The organism is Streptomyces sp. NPDC006335 (assembly GCF_040612795.1).
Taxonomy (GTDB): domain Bacteria; phylum Actinomycetota; class Actinomycetes; order Streptomycetales; family Streptomycetaceae; genus Streptomyces.
In genome coordinates, this window is the sequence record NZ_JBEXQX010000001.1 from 1,012,936 (window position 1) to 1,029,260 (window position 16,325).

Here is a 16,325-nt window from a genome sequence, read left to right on the forward strand (position 1 = left end):
ATCAGGACGGGGTCCGGGCCGCCGCGAGCAGCCGGGTGACGTCGTCCGCGCAGATCGTCAGGGCGGTGCCCACCGTGGTGAGGACGTCGCGCTCCGGCGGGGTGTACGGGCCGTCCGCGAGGGCGATACGGGCCGCCTGGAGGAGGATCGACTCGCGGCCCGTCGGGGCGAGGTGCGGGGCGAGCGGGTCGAGGGCCTCGTGGAGCTCTATGGCGAGGCCGGCCCCGCAGGGGCGGTCGTAGACCCGGCCGGTGTCCTCGGCGAGGGCCTCGACCAGGGTCTCCAGCTGGTCCTCCGTGCAGTCGTCGAAGCCCGCCGCGCGGACCGTGGCGGCCGCGGTCTCCAGGGAGGTGCGCGAGCAGGTGCCGCCCGCCGCCAGGACCGCGAGGGCGACCGTGTGGACGGCGTCGCGGAGCATGGCCGAGAAGCGGGTCGTGGTGGGGTGGTCGAGGACGTCGGTGCCGAAGTGGCGTCGGCAGGCGGCGCATTCCACCACCGGGCCGGTGTCGCCGCGCGGCAGGACCGGAACGCCCAGGAGGACGACGCGTCGACGGCCGGTCAGGCGCTGGAAGTTGCGGTCGCCCCCGCAGCCGGGGCAGAAGAACTCGCCGTCGCCGACGGTGGTCCACGCGACACGGGTGCCCAGGAGGCGCGCAGGCCTGACAGCACGGTCGTTTCGTCCCGGTCCAGGGAGCACGTCGCACCTCCGTAACGCCACGGCAACATCGCCGCGCTTGCGTGATGTTAGCCACATCAGTGAGGCGGAGTCAGCACCCCTGACGAGACCTGCTCGTGACCTCCACGTCCCGATGGCCGATAAACGACGGGGCCTTGATCGCCGTAAACAGCGACCAAGGCCCCGAAACCGCCGGTCAGAGGGATTATCGAGCGGCCCGGTTGACGGCCGAGACGACCGCCTTCAGCGACGCACGCGTCGTGTTCGCGTCGATGCCGATTCCCCACAGAACCTTGCCGTCGATCGCGCATTCGATGTAGGAGGCGGCCTGCGCGGAGGCGCCCTCGCTCATCGTGTGCTCCTGGTAGTCCAGGAGACGGGCGTCGATGCCGACCTTGGCCAGCGCGTCGAAGAAGGCGGAGATCGGACCGTTGCCGGTACCGGTCAGGACGGTGTCGACGCCGTCGACCGTGGCCTCCACCTTCAGGGTGTCCACGCCGTCGGTGTCCGTGGTCGACTGCCCGTTCTTGACCTGGATACGGCCCCAGGGGTTCTCGGGGTTCGGCAGGTACTCGTCCTGGAAGACCGCCCAGATGTCCGAGCCCTTGACCTCGCCGCCCTCGGCGTCGGTCTTGGCCTGGATGAGCTTGGAGAACTCGATCTGCATCCGGCGCGGCAGGTCCAGCTTGTGGTCGTTCTTCAGGACGTACGCGATACCGCCCTTGCCGGACTGCGAGTTGACGCGGATGACCGCCTCGTAGGAGCGGCCGACGTCCTTGGGGTCGATCGGCAGGTACGGGACCGCCCACTCGATGTCGTCGACGGTGACGCCCTTGGCGGCCGCGTCGGCCTCCATGGCGTCGAAGCCCTTCTTGATGGCGTCCTGGTGGGAGCCGGAGAAGGACGTGTAGACCAGGTCGCCCACGTACGGGTGGCGCGGGTGGACCTCCATCTGGTTGCAGTACTCCCACGTGCGACGGATCTCGTCGATGTCGGAGAAGTCGATCTGCGGGTCGACGCCCTGCGAGAACAGGTTCATGCCCAGGGTGACCAGGTCGACGTTGCCGGTGCGCTCGCCCTGTCCGAACAGACAGCCCTCGACGCGGTCGGCGCCGGCCATCAGCGCCAGCTCGGCGGCGGCGACGGCGGTACCGCGGTCGTTGTGCGGGTGGACCGAGATGCACACGAACTCGCGGCGGGACAGGTTGCGGTGCATCCACTCGAAGCGGTCCGCGTGCGTCGAGGGGGTCGAACGCTCCACCGTGGCGGGCAGGTTGAGGATGATCTCGCGGCCCGGACCCGGCTGGTAGACGTCCATGACCGCCTCGCAGACCTCCAGCGCGAAGTCCAGCTCGGTGTCGGTGAAGATCTCGGGGCTGTACTGGTAGCCGAACTCGGTCTCCGGGCCCAGCAGCTTCTCGGCGTACTCCATCACCAGACGGGTGCCGTCGACGGCGATCTGCTTGATGTCGTCCTTGGAGCCCCGGAAGACGACCCGGCGGAAGACCGGCGCGGTGGCGTTGTACAGGTGGACGGTGGCCCGCTTGGCGCCCTTCAGGGACTCCACGGTCCGCTCGATCAGGTCCTCGCGGGCCTGGGTCAGTACGGAGATCGTCACGTCGTCGGGGATCGCGCCCGGCTCCTCGACGATCGACCGCACGAAGTCGAAGTCCGTCTGGCCCGACGCCGGGAAACCGACCTCGATCTCCTTGTAGCCCATCTTGACCAGCTGGTCGAACATCCGGCGCTTGCGCTCGGGCGACATCGGGTCGATCAGGGCCTGGTTGCCGTCGCGCAGGTCGGTGGAGAGCCAGCGGGGGGCGACGGTGATCCGCTTGTCCGGCCAGGTGCGGTCCGGGATGTCGACCTGCTCGTACCGGCCGTACTTGTGGATCGGCATGGTGCTGGGCTGCTGGCGGTTCGCCATGATTGCGGGGCTCCTCAGGATGTCCGGAAAGGACGGCCGACACGCAACGCGAAGCTCCGCGGGGAGGGAGTCGACCTGGACTACAGGCCCTCGCCGCGGCAGCTAAGAAGAAGCAGCCCGAAACGCATGATGCGCAGAATGCTAGCGGAGCCGCTCTCCGTGCGGGGCGCCGTATCAGTATGCGGGACCCGTGGAGCGAATGGGACAAAAAGTGCGCTATACCACTTCGTCACGGAGCGTGCGCTTCCCTGTCCGTATATTTCACCAATCATGGTTGCGACTAGTGACACCGTCATGACTCAGTGCAAGGGTGCCGGGCATGACGACCCACGGGGGCTTCGAGCCCGTCTTCTGCACCGTCATTCCGCCGCATGTCCTCGACAAGCTGGCCAGGAACGACGACCCCGCACTCTCCGGTCCCGCCCGGCGCACCTTGATGCGCGACAGCGAGCTGCGCGGCCGCCGCCGCGTGACGACCGAGTTCGGCCTCGCGGCCGCCCCGCCGGCGAAGGCACCGTCGGACCAGCCGCTGCGCACGATCTACGACGCCGGGCACCGGAACGACCTGCCGGGCACCAAGGTCCGCGTCGAGGGCTCTGAGCCCGGCCAGGACGCCACCGTCAACCGCGCCTACGCCGGCCTCGGCGCCACCTTCGACCTCTATCTGAGGGCCTACGCCCGCCACTCGATCGACGGCGACGGCCTCCCGCTCGACGCCACCGTCCACTTCGACGAGAACTACAACAACGCCTTCTGGAACGGCGAGCAGATGGTGTTCGGCGACGGCGACGGCGAGATCTTCCTCGACTTCACCATCCCGATCGACGTCATCGGCCACGAACTCACCCACGGCGTCACGCAGTACACGGCGAACCTCACCTACTACGGCCAGCCGGGCGCCCTCAACGAGTCGATGTCCGACGTCTTCGGCTCGCTCATCAAGCAGTACACGCTCGGCCAGACCGCCGCCGAGGCCGACTGGCTGATCGGCGCGGGCCTCCTCGCCCCCAGCGTCTCCGGCAAGGCACTGCGCTCGATGAAGGAGCCGGGCAGCGCCTACGACGACGACGTGCTCGGCAAGGACCCGCAGCCGGCGACCATGGACGACTACGTCCGCACCGGCCGCGACAACGGCGGCGTGCACATCAACTCCGGCATCCCCAACCACGCGTTCTACCTGGCCGCGACCGCCCTCGGCGGCCACGCCTGGGAGCGCGCGGGCCAGATCTGGTACGACGTCCTCACCGGCGGCGAGCTGAGTGAGCGCGCCCTGTTCAACGACTTCGCGGGGCTCACCGTCAAGGCGGCCCGTGAGCGCTTCGGTGACGGCGGCGACGAGTTCCAGGCCGTGTCGAAGGCCTGGGAGCAGGTCGGGGTGCGGATCCTGTGAGTCCGTACTAGACAGGGACCCATGCGTATTCAGGTGAGGCGCACGGGCGGGTTCGCGGGCATCGAGCGGCACAAGGAGGTCGACACCTCCGGGCGGCCCGATGCCCACGAATGGCAGGCCCTGGCCGAGAAGGCGGTCGCCGCAGGCCGGGTCACCCCGCCGATCGGGGTTCCGGACGGTTTCAACTACGAGATCACCGTGGACGGCAGGACGGTCTACGCGGCCGATCCCCGGCTCACGGAGGAGCAGCGGAAGCTGATCTCGAAAGTACTCAAAGAGGGCGCTTGACTGCTTGTTCCCGCCCGCCCGTTGACTTCCCTACCCGCCGGTACCGATGATCCGGCGCATGGCGACTGACGAGCACCCGATCCCCCAGTTCCCGGCCGGCTTCCTGTGGGGCGTCTCGACCTCGGCCCATCAGATCGAGGGCGCGGCGGACGAGCGCGAACGGTCCGTGTGGGACACCTTCACGGCGGAACCGGGACGGGTGAAGGACGGCTCGACGGCGGCCGTGGCCTGCGACCACTACCACCGCTACCGCGAGGACGTCTCCCTGCTGGCCGGGCTGGGCGTGGACGCGTACCGCTTCTCGGTCTCCTGGCCGCGGGTACTTTTCGACAACGGGAAGGGCCTCGACTTCTACGACCGTCTCGTGGACGAACTGGTCGCCGCGGGCGTACGTCCGGTCCCGACGCTCTTCCACTGGGACCTGCCGGTCACGCTCGACTGGCTGGAGAGGGACACCGCCTCCCGGTTCGCCGAGTACGTCTCCCGCGTGGCCGACCGTCTCGGCGACCGCGTCAAGAAGTGGATCACCCTCAACGAGCCCGCCGAACACACCCTGTTCGGCCACGCGCTCGGCGCCCACGCCCCCGGCAAGCAGCTCATGTTCGACGCGCTGCCCGCCGCCCACCACCAGCTCCTGGGCCACGGCCTGGCCGTACAGGCCCTGCGCGCGTCCGGCGCCACGGACATCGGCATCGCCAACTCCCACGGCCCGACCCGGCCGGCCTCCCAGGACCAACCGGACGTGGAGGCGGCCGACTTCTACGACCTGCTCCTGAACCGCCTGTTCGCCGAACCGGTGCTCCTGGGCGAATACCCGTCAGGACTGGGCGACTTGATGCCCGGAGACGTGGCCGCCGACCTCAAGGTCATCTCCGAACCCCTCGACTTCTACGGCGTCAACTACTACGCCCCCACCCGCGTCGGCGCCCCGCAGGGCGAGGACATCGAGTTCGGCGGACTGACGATCCCCGCCGAACTCCCCTTCTCCGTCCAGGAGATCGAGGGCGTCCCGGTCACGGACTTCGGCTGGCCGGTGGTCCCGGAAGGCCTGACCGAACTCCTCACCGGCATGCGCGAACGCTACGGCGACCGCCTCCCGCCCGTGGTCATCACCGAGAACGGCTGCTCCTACGAGGGCGTCGACGACCAGGACCGCATCGCCTACCTGGACGGCCACGTCCGCGCCCTGCACCGGGCGGTCGAGGCGGGCGTGGACGTGCGCGGGTACTTCGTGTGGTCGCTGATGGACAACTTCGAGTGGGCGGAGGGGTACGCGCGCCGGTTCGGCCTGGTGCACGTGGACTTCGAGACCCTCGCGAGGACCCCGAAGGCGTCCTACGCCTGGTACCGGAACCTGCTCCGGGCCCAGAGGTGAGCACGGCTCTGGCCGAACCCGTCGAGCGCGTCGGCAAGGGCTGGACGGCGTCCCTGTCCCTCGCCAACGTGGCGATCTGGGTGGGCTGGTACGGCCCGTTGCAGATCCTGCTGGCCCGGCAGGCGGAGGACTTCGCGCCCGGCACCGGCATGTCGAAGGAGACCCTGCTGGCCTGGGTGACCGGGGTGGGCGCGGTGGTGTCGCTGGCGGCGAACCCCTTCTTCGGGGCGCTGTCGGACCGCACCACGGCCCGCTGGGGCCGCCGCAGCCCGTGGATCGTGGCCGGTGCGGCGGGCGGCGCGCTGTCGCTGCTGGTGCTCGCCGGGGCGCACGGGCTGTGGCTCATGGCGCTCGGCTGGTGCCTAGTCCAGCTCACCCTCAACGCGGCCTTCGCGGCGGTCACGGCGGCCGTCCCGGACCGGGTGCCCCGGCTCCAGCGGGGCGCGGTGGGCGGCTGGATCGGGGCGGCACAGATCCTCGGCGCGGTCGTCGGCACGGGACTCGCGACCGCGGCCGGCGGGATCGCGGCGGGCTATGCGGCGTGCGCGGTGTTCACGCTGGCGGGGGTGCTGCCGTACGTGCTGCGCCACCGCGATCTCAGCCTGCCGGTCACGGACCGGCCGGCCTGGTCCTGGCGGTCGTTCGCGCGCGGATTCTGGCTGAGCCCCCGCCGCCACCCGGACTTCGCCTGGGCCTGGCTGACCCGCTTCCTGATCAACCTCAGCAACGCGCTGGTGATCCTCTACCTCCTCTACTACCTGCGCGACCGCCTCCACCACGACGACCCCGAGCAGGGCGTCCTGATCCTGACCGCCGTGGACAGCGTGGCGCTGCTGGCCACGGTGGTCGTGGGCGGCGTCTGGTCGGACCGGGTGGGCCGCCGCAAGCCCTTCGTGCGCTGGTCCGGGGTCCTGATGGCGCTGGCCACGGCCCTGCTAGCCGTGTGGCAGACCTGGCCGAGCGCGATCGTCGTGGCGGCGCTGCTGGGGATCGGGCTCGGCGTGTTCATGTCGGTCGACTTCGCGTTGATGACGGACGTCCTGCCGAAGGCGGCGGACCGGGGCAAGGACTTGGGCGTGATCAACGTGGCGAACGCCTTGCCGCAGGTGGCCGCCCCCGCGTTGGCGGCCCCGATCGTCACGCACCTGGGGGGATACCGGGTTCTGTATGGGGTGGCGGCGCTGGTGGGTTTGGCGGGGGCGGTACTGGTTGGCCGTATAAGGAGCGTCGACTGAATCTCCCCAGGGGCGCGGGGAACTGCGCGACCAGCCACAACGGACCCGCAGATCACAACGCTCCCGCCTCCCGAGCCGCATGAACAGACGGATACACGGGCCGATACCCCAGCTCCCGCCGAATCCGCTCCGTGGACATGATCACCAGCCACGGATCAGGATCGACCCGCTCGTACAACTCCCCCGGAATCTCGGCCCCGTTGAGCTGGTGCAACTCCACCGCCGTCACCGGCGCGTCGTCGGCGATGTTGTAGACCCGTCCCGAGATCCCCGGGGCGTGGAGAATCCGCAGCAACCCCTGGGCGACATCCGCGTGGTGCCCCATGTGCAGCCGCTGAGCCGACGCCCAGTTCTTCGCCCACATCAGCGACTGCGCGAGATGCGGGTCCCCGTCGCCGTACACGAAGGGGAGCCGGGCGACGCGCACATCGATCCCCTCCAGCGCGAGCAGCGACCGCTCGGCCTCCGCCTTGGACTCGGGATACGCACCCCACATCGACCCGCCCGGCCGGCTCTCGTCGTCCTCGGTGAGCGGCCGCCCCCGCCCGGTGCCGTACACAAGGCCGGTGCTGACCTGCACGAACCGCCGCACGCCGGCGGCCACCGCGGCACGGCCCAGTTCCACGGCCGCGTCCCGGTTGACGGCCCACGCCTCCTCGTCCGGCACCCCCCGGAAGGCCGCGGCGACGTTCACGACCGCGTCCGCCCCGGCGACGGCCTTGCCGAGCGCCTCACCGTCCCGCAGATCTCCTACGACGACCTCGGCGCCGAGCTCCGCGAAGGGTTCGCCGCGCGAGGCGTCCCGTACGAGTACCCGCACCCTCTCCCCCGGCCGTGACTGCGCCAGCAGCCTCGGCACGAAGCGCCGACCGACCTGTCCCGTCGTACCTGTCACCAACGTCAGCATGTTCTGCTCCTCTCGTCCGGACCAGCGTGGGACGGCCGCGCACGCACCGGGAGAGACCTCTTGATCAGGGGATCGACAGTCCCTGGATAAGCCGGACGGGGTGCCGCACGCTGGAGGGGTGAACCGAGCCGAACTCGCCGACTTCCTGCGCCGCGGCCGCGCCCGGCTGAACCCGTCCGACGTGGGCCTGACACCGGGCGCCCGGCGTCGCACGCCGGGTCTGCGCCGGGAGGAGGTGGCACAACTGGCGGGGATGTCCGTGGACTACTACACCCGTCTCGAACAGTCCCGTGGCCCCCGCCCGTCCCGTCAGATGCTGACCGCGCTGGCCCGGGCGCTGCGCCTGACCGAGGTGGAGCAGGACCATCTGTTCCACCTGGTGGGCGAGGAGCCCCCGCGCCGCGAGACGGCGTCGGCGCATGTCCGCCCGGGGCTGCTGCTGATCCTGGACCGGCTGCACGACACCCCGGCGCAGGTGGTCAACGACTACGGCGAGGTGCTGGCGCAGAACGCGATGGCGAAGGCGTTGGTCGGCGACACGATGTCCCGTCCGCGGCGCGACCGTAACCTGACCCGCCGCTTCTTCCTGGACCCGACCGCGCGCACGCTCTTCCCCGAGGAGGACCTCCCGGACCACGCGCGCACCCAGGTGGCCACCCTGCGCGCGGTGACCGCGGCCCGCCCCGACGATCCGGAACCGGCCGCGCTGGTCGCCGAACTACGGGCGGCCAGCGAGGAGTTCGCGCGCCTGTGGGACGAACACGAGGTGTCCCAGCGCGACAAGGCGACGAAACGCTTCCTGCACCCCGTGGTGGGCCTGCTGGAACTCGACTGCGAGGTCATGGTCAGCCACGAACACCACCACCTCCTGGTCGTCCACACGGCCCGCCCGGGAACAGAGGCGTACGAACGCCTCCAGCTGCTGAGGGTGATCGGCCTTCAGGACATGCACCCGCAGGAGGCGATGCCCTAGAACCCCAGCTTCCGCAACTGCCTCGGATCCCGCTGCCAGTCCTTCGCCACCTTCACGTGCAGGTCCAGGAAGACCGGCGTGCCCAGGAGCGCCTCGATCTGCTTGCGGCTCTTGATGCCGACCTCCTTCAGGCGCTTGCCCTTGGGGCCGATGATGATGCCCTTCTGGCTGGGGCGCTCGATGTAGACGAAGGCGTGGATGTCGAGGAGGGGCTTGTCGGCGGGGCGGTCCTCGCGGGGCAGCATCTCCTCGACGACCACCGCGATGGAGTGCGGGAGCTCGTCGCGGACGCCCTCCAGGGCCGCCTCGCGGATCAGCTCGGCGATCATGACCTGCTCGGGCTCGTCCGTGAGGTCGCCCTCGGGGTAGAGCGCCGGGCCCTCGGGAAGCATCGGGATCAGCAGGTCCGCCAGCAGGTCGACCTGCGTGTTCGCGGTCGCCGACACCGGGACGATCTCCGCCCACTCGATGCCCAGCTCCTTGCCGAGCTGGTCGATGGCGATGAGCTGCTCGGCGAGCGTCTTCGAGTCGACGAGGTCCGTCTTCGTGACGATCGCCACCTTCGGGGACTTCTTGATCCCCGCCAGCTCCTTCGCGATGAAACGGTCACCGGGCCCGAGCTTCTCGTTCGCCGGCAGACAGAACCCGATCACGTCGACCTCTGCCCACGTGGTGCGCACGACGTCGTTGAGGCGCTCACCGAGCAGCGTGCGCGGTTTGTGCAGCCCAGGGGTGTCGACCAGGATCAGCTGGGCGTCGGGCCGGTGCACGATCCCCCGCACCGTGTGCCGCGTGGTCTGCGGCTGGTTCGCGGTGATCGCGACCTTCTGGCCGACCAGAGCGTTCGTGAGGGTGGACTTGCCCGCGTTGGGGCGGCCCACGAAGCAGGCGAAGCCGGCGCGGTGGGGGGCCTCCGACGACGCCGACGGCTCGGATGACTGACTGCGAACGCTCATGCGCCCCATTCTCCCTGATCCACGGAGCCCCGCCGCACAGGCGCCCGAGTACCCGCGTTCCGGTGAGCTTCCAGAAACCTCCACGCAACGAAACATCACGGAAACACCAACGTGCTCAACCGGAAACGCACGCCGGTGAACCTCTGACGAGCCCCCACCTGGTTGGAGACCTCCATGCCCCTGGCCGCGCAAGGCATCGACACCGGTGACACCGCCTGGCTGCTCGCCGCCACCGCCCTCGTCCTGCTGATGACCCCGGGGCTCGCCCTGTTCTACGGCGGCATGGTCCGCACGAAGAGCGTCCTGAACATGCTGATGATGAGCTTCGTGTCGATCGCCCTGGTCACGGTGGTGTGGCTGGCGGCCGGCTACTCCCTCGCGTTCGGCGAGGACACTTTCGCCGGGCTCATCGGCGGCCTCGACCACGCCGGAATGGCCGGCCTCGGCCCCGACAGCGTCCAGGGCACCGTCCCCACCCTCCTCTTCGCCACCTTCCAGCTCACCTTCGCGATCATCACGGCCGCCCTGATCAGCGGCGCGATCGCGGACCGGGCGAAGTTCGGGGCGTGGCTGGTGTTCGTGCCGGTCTGGGCGCTGCTCGTATACGTTCCCGTCGCCCACTGGGTGTGGGGGCCGGGCGGCTGGGTCCTGGACAAGCTCGGCGCACTGGACTTCGCGGGCGGTCTGCCGGTCGAGATCACCTCGGGCGCCTCCGGTCTCGCCCTGGCGCTGGTCCTCGGCCCGCGTCTGGGCTTCAAGAAGGACGCCATGCGCCCGCACAACCTCCCGATGGTCATCCTGGGCGCGGGCCTGCTCTGGTTCGGGTGGTTCGGCTTCAACGCCGGTTCGGCCCTCGGCGCCAACGGCCTCGCGGCCGCCGTCTTCCTCAACACCCTCGCCGCCGGCTGCACCGGCCTGCTCGGCTGGCTCTTCGTCGAGCAGAAGCGCGACGGCCACCCGACCACGCTCGGCGCCGCGTCCGGCGCGGTCGCGGGCCTGGTCGCGATCACCCCGTCCTGCGGCTCGGTCTCCCTCCTCGGCGCACTGGTCGTCGGCCTCGCCGCCGGTGTCGTCTGCTCCTACGCGGTGGGCTGGAAGTTCAAACTGAACTACGACGACTCGCTCGACGTCGTCGGCGTCCACCTGGTCGGCGGCGTCATCGGCACCCTCCTGATCGGCGTCTTCGCGGAGAAGGCGATGACCGGGGGCACCGAGGGCCTGCTGTACGGCGGCGGGCTCGCCCAGCTCGGCAAGCAGCTGGTGGCCGTGGTCGCCGTCGGGGCGTACGCCTTCGCGGTGACGTACGGCCTCGGGAAGCTGATCGACAAGGTGATGGGCTTCCGAGCCGACGAGGAGCACGAGCACACCGGCCTGGACCTTACGGTGCACGCCGAGACGGCATACGATCACGGCGTGCTGGGCCACGGTGCCCCGGTCAGCGCGTCCTCCGTCCCCTCCGCCCAGAAGGTCAAGACCCAGGCATGAAGCTCATCACCGCGATCGTCAAGCCGTACCGCCTCGACGAGGTCAAGACCGCGCTCCAGGAGATCGGCGTGCACGGTCTGACCGTGACCGAGGCCAGCGGCTACGGCCGTCAGCGCGGCCACACCGAGGTGTACCGGGGCGCCGAGTACCAGGTCGACCTGGTCCCCAAGGTCCGTATCGAGGTCGTCGTCGACGACGCCGACTCGGACACGGTCATCGACGCGATCGTCAAGGCCGCCCACACGGGCAAGATCGGCGACGGCAAGGTGTGGGCGCTGCCGGTGGAGACGGTCGTACGGGTGCGGACGGGCGAGCGGGGTCCTGACGCGCTTTAGAAGGGACGGCCCGGGGAGCGCCCCTTCAGGGGCGCGGGGCTGTGTCAATGTGCGCCTTCGCCGCGTGGGCGCGACCAGCCCCCACCGGCCCGCAGGCGCAAACGCACCCACATTCCCCCTCCCACGGCACCCGCCAAGAACAGCACCACCGCGACCAGCCACGGCAACGCGAAGAAACTCGCGCTCGCCGACTCACGCGTGTCCTTCGCGCTCGCGGTCAACTGCACATCGCCCCAGTCGAGTTGCGGCGCCCCACGCCATGGCTCACTCAGCCGCACCCGCTGCCCGGGCAACAACTCCCCCGGAATCCGGGCGAGTTCGCGGGAGAGCAACGTACGGCCGAACAACCCCGTCGCCCGCAGCTCCACCTTCGGGTCCAGCGTCACGTTGCCGGTGTTGCGCAGGGTGTACGAGATCGTCGCGCCGCTGTCCCCCAACCCCGGTACCAGCGGCTGGTGATGACTGACCCGGACGTCCTCGACGGTGATCGCGGGGACTGTGGGGCCGCCCACGCGCAGGTAGATCCGGGCGGCGACGGCCCGCTGCACGCCGAGCGCCACCGCGCCGTCGCCCTTGTCGACCCGTTCGTCCAGCGCCACCAACGCGCCGGGGTGGTCGCCCGGTTCGGCACCCTCGGGCACCGACAGGGTGAAGGGGACGGTGACCTTGCCGTGCGCGGGGACGGTCACCCGGGACTTCGCGGGCTTCGCCCAGGCGCCCACCCCGCGCTGCTTCTCCGCGACCGTACGCACGGCGAAACCTCCGTCGCGGGCGGTGTTGTAGGCGTCGGCGGCGTAGAGCCGGAAGGTCAGCGGCTCGCCGGTCTTGTTGGTGACCACCACCTTGTCGTCGATGCTCTGGCCGGGATCGGCGGAGAGATAGAAGTAGGGCCGCTCGGCGATCTGCGACGCGGCCGGGTACACGGACCAGCTGCCGTTGTCGGCGGCGTACGCGGGCGCGGCGGCCGTGACCAGGAACAGGCTCAGGAAGAGGACGTACAGCTTGCGCATGGGTGCGGACCCCCACGTGGGCGAGAAGGAACGGACGGGCGGGTGCGGGCGCCCGTACGGTCAGCTGAGCGTGAGGGTGAGTACGCCGGAGTACGTGCCCACCGGTGTGAACGCCGGTACGTTCAGGGAGAGCCCGGCGTCCACGGTGAACTCACCGCCGGTGAGCGCCGAGTTGGGGGTGGAGGCGAGGGTCGCTCCCGAGGATCCGACCGTGCCGGCGGAACCGGCCTGACAGGTGCTCGGGCTGCCCGCCTTGGTGGCGCAGGCGGGGCTCCAGCTCAGCGCGCCGGCGTCGATCTTGGCGCCGGGTCCGGTGAAGTCGGTGACCTTGCCGGTGAGGGACCAGCCGGCGGGTCCGCCGCGGAAGTCCTTGACCGTCACCTTGTTCAGGTTGCCGGTCGAGGCCCCGCCCTTGCCGTAGTCCACCGCCGAGAGGCTGACGGTGTCCCCGGCCTGGGACATGGACAGCGTGCCGGCCTTCACCGTGGTGGACACCTTCTGGCTGCCCGCGGGTACGGGCGTGTCGTCGATGACGACGTACGCCTTCGGCCCCGTCCCCTTGGTCTCGCTCCACGCGCTGCCCTCGTACGCCACGACACCGGTCGTCGTCTTGTCGTTGACGACGAGCGAGCCGCTGAAGGCGCCCGAGGAGTCGGCGGTGACGTTGGCGGTGTCCGCGGTCTGGGCGGCGCCGGCCCGCCCGGCCAGGGTGACCGTCGCGCCCGGGGTGAACTTGCTGCCGGTGACGGTGACGCTGTCGCCGGGCTTCCCGGAGGCCGAACCCAGCGAGATGTCCCGCTGGTTGACCGGGTTCGCGTCCGTCGCGGTGACCGTCTCGGAGACCGGGGCGGGCGGGGTGATCACCGTGCAGGGCGTGTCCAGTTCGAGGATGTAGCTGGTGTGGATGTTGTAGTCGCCGGGCGAGAGGGTGATCGCGCCGGGTGCGGTGACCTTGAAGGTGCCGGTCATGGAGAACGACGGGAAGGCGCCGTTGCCCGGCACCGGGTCGTTCTTCTTGGGTCCGGCGACCGTGACGGCACCGGTCTGGGCGCCGCCGAGGGTGACCTTCCCGGTGGGCGTCATGATGTCGGCCGGCAGCGCGATGGCCGTCGGGTTGCTGGCGGCGGGCTTGACCACCGTGTAGGTCACGGTGACGGTGTCGCCCACCTTGGGGCTGGTGTTGTCCACGGCGATCCTGGCCGTGGTGGTGCCGTCGATCGGCGGGATGCCCGCGACCGCGGGCGGGATGCAGTGCGTGGCGAAGTCCACGTCGGTGGCGGCACCGGCCGGACAGGCCAGTGCGCCGCCCGCGGTGACCGCGAGCGCGGTCGCCCCGAGAAAGGACGCCAGACGGCGTCTTCGAGTCGTCGAACCCATGGATGTGCCCCCTCCGGAAGCTCCTGAAGTCCTGTGCCGACAGGGGGCATTGATGTGTGGATCGCGTGAGAAGTCAATGGAGCCGCCGCAGAAATCTGACATGACGTCAGTTTTCGCGGCGGCGGAGGGAGTTGTCCGGTGCGGTTCAGTCGAAGACGAACGGCCCGGGCGCCTGCGGGCCGGTCGCCGTGCAGGTGACGGTGATCCCGAAGACGACGATCTGGAGCGAACCGCCGTACGACTCCAGGCTGTCGCCGGAGTTGACGGTGCCGCTGAGCGGACCGACGGTGACGGGGTCGCCGGCCGCGATGGCGGGGTTCTCCGTGCCGGTGAAGGTGGTGGTGCCGCCGTTCGCGTTCACGAAGGTGAGGGTCGAGGTGATCGAGTCCTCGGAGAGTGCGAGCGGGGCGTTGATCGCCGAGGTGACGGTGACGGCGGCGGCGGTGCCGTCCTGGGTGGCGGTGAGAGTGGCCTCACCGCTGCCGTAGAGGCCGCAGTCCGCGTCGATGGTCGCCGTGTCCGGGGTGACGGCCAGGGCGGCGGGCGCGAACGCGAGCCCGGCGGCCGCGAGGGTGCCGACCGCCAGTGCCGCACCGGTGCCTATGCGCTTGCCTTTCATGGAATCCGGTTCCCTTCCCGTGGTGGGGGCTGCCATGTGGGGATGGACGGGGGGTGTGGCCCGACGGCCGGTCGGCTTCACGGGGCGTGGTGCGGGACGCCGCGCGAGCTGGAATCTGACGGTCCGTCGGAATCTCCGGTTCCATTGATACGCGTGGGACGAGGATGGGCAAGCCGGAATTCCGGCCAAGTGTTACCAGAGGTATCGGCCGGGGGTGAGGGGCCTGCACACGATGCCGCGCCCGGTGGCAGCCGAGGGGCACGATCCACCACACGGCGGCGCGCCCCGGAGTGGCAGCCGACGGACACGATCCTTCACACGGCACCACGCCCCGGGGACAGCCGACAGACACCACCCACCACACGGCGCCGCAACCCGGTGGCGCCGACGGACACCATCCACCACACAGCACCGCACCCCGGCGACAGCCGACGGACACCACCCACCACACAGCACCGCGCCCCGGAGCGGCAGTCGGCAGCCGTGGTCCCTCACACGGTGCCGTGACCAGTGAGTGTCAACCTGCGGTCACGGTGCTCCGCACGGTGCCGTCGACCCCCGCCACCAGCACCGGAGTCCGCGGCCCGCCCAGGTCCCGTACGGCCGCCAGATCCTCCTCGGAGGCCGATTCCGCGTCCGTCACCACGGCCGCCGCCTCCAGGGACTTCGCCCCGGACGCCACCGCCATGGCCACCGCCGTCTGCAACGCGCTCAGCTTGAGAGACGCCAGCTCGACGGTCCCGGCCACATAAGTCCGCCCGGTGTCATCCCGTACGGCCGCCCCCTCGGCCACCCCGTTACGGGCCCGAGCCGAACGGGCCAGGGTCACGATCTTGCGGTCCTCGGGGTCAAGCGCACTGTTGTCGGTCATGACAGGAGCATACGAACCGGGCCCACGACAAGGACGCCACGGGTACACCCGACCCCCGCCTCACCCCGCCACCGGGTACATCGCCCCTCGCCGCCCCTCCGGCGACGCCAGCCACTCCAGCTTCGCGGCGGTGCCCGCCTCGTCCAGGGGGGTGTGCAGGACGACCGTCAGATCGGGGCGGGCCGGTACCTTCATCGCCGTGGACTCCACGCACAGGAGGCCGACCAGCGGATGGTCGAGTTCCTTACGGATCACCCCGGCGTCCTCGATGTCCCGCCGCTCCCACAGCTCGGTGAACTCCGGGCTCAACTCCCTGAGCCGGGCCAGCACCTCCTGGAAGCCCTCGTCCTCGGGGCGCGGGGAGGAGGCCGCCCGGAACTGCGCGACGACCGAGCGCGCGTTCTGTTCCCAACTGTGCGATCGCGACCGGTACAGCGGGTCGGTGAAGAAGTCGACGAGACAGTTCTGGGTGTTCTCCGGCCGCATGCCGAGCACCCAGCCCGCGGCGTCGTTGTACAGCACACAGTTGTAGTACGCGTCCATGATGTGCGCCGGATACGGCATCCACGCGTCGATCAGCCGCCGCAGTCCCTCGCAGCCGTGGTCGGCGGCCGGTTCCGGCGCGGGCGGGTTCAGCCCGGCGAGGACGTACAGATGCCGCCGCTCCGCGTTGCTGAGCCGCAACACCCGCCCGACGGAGTCGAGAACCTGCGGGGACACGGAGATGTCCCGCCCCTGCTCCAGCCACTGGTACCAGGAGGCCCCCACACCCGCGAGCACCGCGACCTCCTCGCGCCGCAGACCCGGTGTCCGCCGCCGCGCCCCGCCGTCCGGCAGCCCCGCCTCGGCGGGCGAGACCCGGGCCCGCCGGCTCATCAGGAACTCCCGCAGCTCACGGTGC

At 70.4% G+C, this 16,325-nt stretch carries 16 protein-coding genes; 7 read left to right on the plus strand and 9 right to left on the minus strand.

What is annotated here, in order from left to right; translation table 11 throughout:
* Nucleotide 1: 1 nt before the first annotated feature.
* Together ABZ098_RS04575 and leuA are read right to left on the minus strand one after the other, a co-directional pair.
* Nucleotides 2-697, minus strand: coding sequence for a TerB family tellurite resistance protein (locus ABZ098_RS04575; RefSeq protein ID WP_356587137.1), 696 nt, complete (start codon nt 695-697; stop codon nt 2-4).
* Between the two features lie 184 nt (nt 698-881).
* Complete coding sequence (gene leuA / locus ABZ098_RS04580) at nt 882-2,603, minus strand: 2-isopropylmalate synthase (protein ID WP_356587139.1); 1,722 nt, start codon at nt 2,601-2,603, stop codon at nt 882-884.
* A gap of 319 nt (nt 2,604-2,922) precedes the next feature.
* On the opposite strand from leuA, the gene ABZ098_RS04585 reads away from it, so the two are divergent.
* Genes ABZ098_RS04585 through ABZ098_RS04600 form a run of 4 tightly spaced genes read left to right on the plus strand, consistent with a single transcriptional unit; the run spans nt 2,923 to nt 6,891 of the window.
* Complete coding sequence (locus tag ABZ098_RS04585) at nt 2,923-3,993, plus strand: M4 family metallopeptidase (RefSeq protein WP_356587141.1); 1,071 nt, start codon at nt 2,923-2,925, stop codon at nt 3,991-3,993.
* 21 nt (nt 3,994-4,014) lie between these two features.
* On the plus strand, nt 4,015-4,281 hold the full coding sequence (locus tag ABZ098_RS04590) for a protealysin inhibitor emfourin (protein ID WP_356587143.1): 267 nt from the start codon (nt 4,015-4,017) through the stop codon (nt 4,279-4,281).
* A 58-nt stretch (nt 4,282-4,339) separates the two neighbouring features.
* Nucleotides 4,340-5,656, plus strand: a complete 1,317-nt coding sequence (locus ABZ098_RS04595; RefSeq protein WP_356587145.1) for a GH1 family beta-glucosidase — start codon at nt 4,340-4,342, stop codon at nt 5,654-5,656.
* The gene (locus ABZ098_RS04600; RefSeq protein WP_356587147.1) at nt 5,653-6,891 is read left to right on the plus strand and encodes an MFS transporter; all 1,239 of its coding nucleotides are present in this window, start codon (nt 5,653-5,655) and stop codon (nt 6,889-6,891) included. The genes ABZ098_RS04595 and ABZ098_RS04600 overlap by 4 nt, the downstream gene beginning before the upstream one ends.
* Before the next feature lie 52 nt (nt 6,892-6,943).
* Here the strand turns inward: ABZ098_RS04600 and ABZ098_RS04605 are convergent, their stop codons facing one another.
* Nucleotides 6,944-7,798, minus strand: coding sequence for an NAD(P)-dependent oxidoreductase (locus tag ABZ098_RS04605; RefSeq protein ID WP_356587149.1), 855 nt, complete (start codon nt 7,796-7,798; stop codon nt 6,944-6,946).
* 118 nt (nt 7,799-7,916) lie between these two features.
* On the opposite strand from ABZ098_RS04605, the gene ABZ098_RS04610 reads away from it, so the two are divergent.
* The gene (locus ABZ098_RS04610) at nt 7,917-8,771 is read left to right on the plus strand and encodes a helix-turn-helix transcriptional regulator (RefSeq protein WP_356587151.1); all 855 of its coding nucleotides are present in this window, start codon (nt 7,917-7,919) and stop codon (nt 8,769-8,771) included.
* Here ABZ098_RS04610 and era read toward each other — a convergent pair.
* Nucleotides 8,768-9,736 carry a GTPase Era gene (era, locus tag ABZ098_RS04615; protein WP_356587153.1) on the minus strand — a complete coding sequence of 323 codons (969 nt, stop codon included), beginning with the start codon at nt 9,734-9,736 and terminating at the stop codon, nt 8,768-8,770. The genes ABZ098_RS04610 and era overlap by 4 nt on opposite strands.
* Before the next feature lie 165 nt (nt 9,737-9,901).
* Between era and ABZ098_RS04620 the strand changes: the two genes are divergently transcribed.
* Nucleotides 9,902-11,212, plus strand: a complete 1,311-nt coding sequence (locus ABZ098_RS04620; protein ID WP_356587155.1) for an ammonium transporter — start codon at nt 9,902-9,904, stop codon at nt 11,210-11,212.
* The gene (locus tag ABZ098_RS04625; protein WP_355738542.1) at nt 11,209-11,547 is read left to right on the plus strand and encodes a P-II family nitrogen regulator; all 339 of its coding nucleotides are present in this window, start codon (nt 11,209-11,211) and stop codon (nt 11,545-11,547) included. The genes ABZ098_RS04620 and ABZ098_RS04625 overlap by 4 nt, the downstream gene beginning before the upstream one ends.
* Nucleotides 11,548-11,591: 44 nt before the next feature.
* Here ABZ098_RS04625 and ABZ098_RS04630 read toward each other — a convergent pair whose 3' ends face one another.
* The 5 genes from ABZ098_RS04630 to ABZ098_RS04650 form a co-directional block, all read right to left on the minus strand.
* Nucleotides 11,592-12,557: a DUF916 domain-containing protein gene (locus tag ABZ098_RS04630; RefSeq protein WP_356587157.1), complete on the minus strand. Its 966-nt coding sequence runs from the start codon at nt 12,555-12,557 to the stop codon at nt 11,592-11,594.
* A gap of 60 nt (nt 12,558-12,617) precedes the next feature.
* Nucleotides 12,618-13,934 carry a beta-xylosidase gene (locus ABZ098_RS04635; protein WP_356587159.1) on the minus strand — a complete coding sequence of 439 codons (1,317 nt, stop codon included), beginning with the start codon at nt 13,932-13,934 and terminating at the stop codon, nt 12,618-12,620.
* 145 nt (nt 13,935-14,079) lie between these two features.
* Nucleotides 14,080-14,553 (minus strand): hypothetical protein, encoded by a 474-nt coding sequence (locus ABZ098_RS04640; protein WP_356587161.1) that lies wholly within the window; start codon nt 14,551-14,553, stop codon nt 14,080-14,082.
* A gap of 517 nt (nt 14,554-15,070) precedes the next feature.
* On the minus strand, nt 15,071-15,424 hold the full coding sequence (locus ABZ098_RS04645; RefSeq protein ID WP_356587163.1) for a cytidine deaminase: 354 nt from the start codon (nt 15,422-15,424) through the stop codon (nt 15,071-15,073).
* A 60-nt stretch (nt 15,425-15,484) separates the two neighbouring features.
* The gene (locus ABZ098_RS04650) at nt 15,485-16,300 is read right to left on the minus strand and encodes a helix-turn-helix transcriptional regulator (RefSeq protein WP_356587629.1); all 816 of its coding nucleotides are present in this window, start codon (nt 16,298-16,300) and stop codon (nt 15,485-15,487) included.
* Between the last annotated feature and the right edge of the window lie 25 nt (nt 16,301-16,325).

What these genes read in the sequence shown, in the direction of transcription:
- leuA (WP_356587139.1), bottom strand. Translation starts at nt 2,603, where the DNA reads ATGGCGAACCGCCAGCAGCCCAGCACCATGCCGATCCACAAGTACGGC.
- ABZ098_RS04585 (WP_356587141.1), top strand. Translation starts at nt 2,923, where the DNA reads ATGACGACCCACGGGGGCTTCGAGCCCGTCTTCTGCACCGTCATTCCG.
- ABZ098_RS04590 (WP_356587143.1), top strand. Translation starts at nt 4,015, where the DNA reads ATGCGTATTCAGGTGAGGCGCACGGGCGGGTTCGCGGGCATCGAGCGG.
- ABZ098_RS04595 (WP_356587145.1), top strand. Translation starts at nt 4,340, where the DNA reads ATGGCGACTGACGAGCACCCGATCCCCCAGTTCCCGGCCGGCTTCCTG.
- ABZ098_RS04605 (WP_356587149.1), bottom strand. Translation starts at nt 7,798, where the DNA reads ATGCTGACGTTGGTGACAGGTACGACGGGACAGGTCGGTCGGCGCTTC.
- era (WP_356587153.1), bottom strand. Translation starts at nt 9,736, where the DNA reads ATGGGGCGCATGAGCGTTCGCAGTCAGTCATCCGAGCCGTCGGCGTCG.
- ABZ098_RS04620 (WP_356587155.1), top strand. Translation starts at nt 9,902, where the DNA reads ATGCCCCTGGCCGCGCAAGGCATCGACACCGGTGACACCGCCTGGCTG.
- ABZ098_RS04625 (WP_355738542.1), top strand. Translation starts at nt 11,209, where the DNA reads ATGAAGCTCATCACCGCGATCGTCAAGCCGTACCGCCTCGACGAGGTC.
- ABZ098_RS04630 (WP_356587157.1), bottom strand. Translation starts at nt 12,557, where the DNA reads ATGCGCAAGCTGTACGTCCTCTTCCTGAGCCTGTTCCTGGTCACGGCC.
- ABZ098_RS04635 (WP_356587159.1), bottom strand. Translation starts at nt 13,934, where the DNA reads ATGGGTTCGACGACTCGAAGACGCCGTCTGGCGTCCTTTCTCGGGGCG.
- ABZ098_RS04640 (WP_356587161.1), bottom strand. Translation starts at nt 14,553, where the DNA reads ATGAAAGGCAAGCGCATAGGCACCGGTGCGGCACTGGCGGTCGGCACC.
- ABZ098_RS04645 (WP_356587163.1), bottom strand. Translation starts at nt 15,424, where the DNA reads ATGACCGACAACAGTGCGCTTGACCCCGAGGACCGCAAGATCGTGACC.
- ABZ098_RS04650 (WP_356587629.1), bottom strand. Translation starts at nt 16,300, where the DNA reads ATGAGCCGGCGGGCCCGGGTCTCGCCCGCCGAGGCGGGGCTGCCGGAC.